1 protein-coding gene is annotated in these 655 nt (G+C 42.1%); it reads right to left on the bottom strand.

Translation table 11 applies throughout. The features are described from left to right. On the bottom strand, window positions 1-655 hold a 655-nt coding region (locus H4J62_RS19970), incomplete at both ends, for a tandem-95 repeat protein (protein WP_182231383.1).

The following is a 655-nucleotide window of genomic DNA, read 5'->3' as shown; positions in this document are numbered from 1 at the left end:
AAATCAGAAACCGGTGTTACTGAAATGGTTAGGGTAGAACTCTGAGTGTCACCTGCACCGTCAGTAACAATGTAAGTAATTAGAGGAACAGCACCATTAAAGTTATCATTCGGAGTGAAAGTGTAGCTACCGTCTGCATTTAAAGTTAACTCACCTTCCGTGAGGGTAACCGTGTCACCTGAATTATACGTATTCCCACCAACAGTAAAACTGGTGACGGTCATTGGACCGTCTGCTGTTTCAGCATTATCTAACACATTGCCTGTTGCTGTTGTGTCTTCTGCTATCGTGACAGTTTCACTATCATCACTTAAATCAGAAACCGGTGTTACTGAAATTGTTAAGGTAGAACTCTGAGTATCACCGGCACCATCTGTGACGGTATAAGTAATCACTGGCACAGCACCATTGAAGTTATCATTCGGTGTAAAGGTATAGCTACCATCGGTATTTAAAGTGAGCTCACCTTCAGTGAGAGTAACGGTATCACCTGCACTATATGTATTACCACCGACAGTAAAGCTAGTGACGGTCATTGGACCATCGGCAGTTTCTGCATTGTCTAAAACATTGCCTGTGGCGGTTGTATCTTCTGCGACAGAAACGGTTTCATTATCATCACTTAAATCTGAAACTGGAGTTACTGAAATTGTTA

This window comes from Colwellia sp. BRX8-5 (assembly GCF_014077325.1).
Classification (GTDB): Bacteria; Pseudomonadota; Gammaproteobacteria; order Enterobacterales; family Alteromonadaceae; genus Colwellia_A.
Note: the sequence above shows the minus strand (reverse complement) of the source record. Positions and strands in the feature narration are given on the sequence as shown.